The following is a 1,297-nucleotide window of genomic DNA, read 5'->3' on the forward strand; positions in this document are numbered from 1 at the left end:
AAGAACGACTGGCATCTATTGCTCGATCCATCTCCACCCTATTGCAGGAAAAGGTAAATGTCGCTCTGCATGCCTGATGGCCCCAGAGTGGCCGTGTAGGGCACACCATGGATACTGAAGTTGGTGGGTTTGTCCGCGCTCGGCAGCAAGTCAAACAAGTACATTGCAGGCAGAAGGTCATCTGGTACCGGTTGATTGCCGTGTCGCCAGCTCGGAGGGACAAATCCTCCCAAGTCGTCCACAGGCAGCGTGTACTGTGGGGTGCCGAAGATCGATGCCCCCAAGCTTTGCTCCCATGGTGCGTCTGGCGGATTGACGCTTTGCACCGGTGAATAGGCGGCTGACGGCAAATCCTGCCGGAAGGTCGCTGTATTCCAGCTATCGGGAAGCTGGCCGGGTTGACCCACTCCATGCCAAAACTCTGCGGGATCGGCGATCTGTGTGGAGGACTCCGGTTCAGCCGCCGCAGCCCCCGCTCGAGCACTGTTGGTCGCGGTGCTCAGACGTCGTTGGAGTTGCTCCCGATCGGCGACGAGGTTGTCGAGGTGCAGCACGGCTGGCCGGTCTCTTCGCGCCAGACGTCTAACGAGCGCCCGCGTGCCGTCAACCACGAAGACTCCGCAATCATAGTCGTTCCGCTGTTGGGTCATGCGGACGGGCTCCAGACGGGTACCCAACCTTTGTGCGAGCATTGCTGCAAACTCGTCGTTCTGGCCCCGGAAGGAGTCATAGTGATAGGCAGCCGGCCCCTCGCGGTTGCGACGGTCAACGAGTAGCAGCGACCAATGGGTGCCGCGGTGATCAGGATCCGAAGCACTGGCATCGCTCACTGGAAGGAACAGGAAGTCGGCTGTATCTCTTCCATTCTGATCATTAACGATGCGCTGGAAAGCGCTCAGCGCGGTGCTCTCATCGCCCAGGCGCAGATGATAATGGGCTATCAGGGGATCGATAAGCCGCGTCCTGGCTGCGAGATCCGGATCGTTTCGCTGCAAGTCCTGCATTAGCAGCTCATAATCCGTCTGGATATGCTGGTCGCCCAGCCATTCGGTATGGTCGAGCGACAATCCGCTGCGGCTTTCGATCGGTGGATCAACCTGCTGCAGCGGCGAAGTTGATCTGAACTCGGCACGTGAATCCGAACGGCCGTCCAGACCGGCCGGTTCGCGGCCACTTGCCGGCTCAGGGGACAACCCCGACGCTGCGTTCGCCTCAACGACTTGCTGGTACTGCCGAAGCCGCTTGAAAGAGATAGTGTGTTTTCCCATGTCTTCGGTGAAGTCTTGGTAATCTTTTT

The 1,297-nt window shown here is 59.1% G+C and carries 1 protein-coding gene; it reads right to left on the minus strand.

What is annotated here, in order from left to right:
- Nucleotides 1-38: 38 nt before the first annotated feature.
- On the minus strand, nt 39-1,297 hold a 1,259-nt coding region (locus AF337_RS11615; RefSeq protein ID WP_049732278.1), incomplete at its 5' end, for a Ulp1 family isopeptidase.

The organism is Rhizobium ecuadorense (genome assembly GCF_001187535.1).
GTDB lineage: Bacteria > Pseudomonadota > Alphaproteobacteria > Rhizobiales > Rhizobiaceae > Rhizobium > Rhizobium ecuadorense.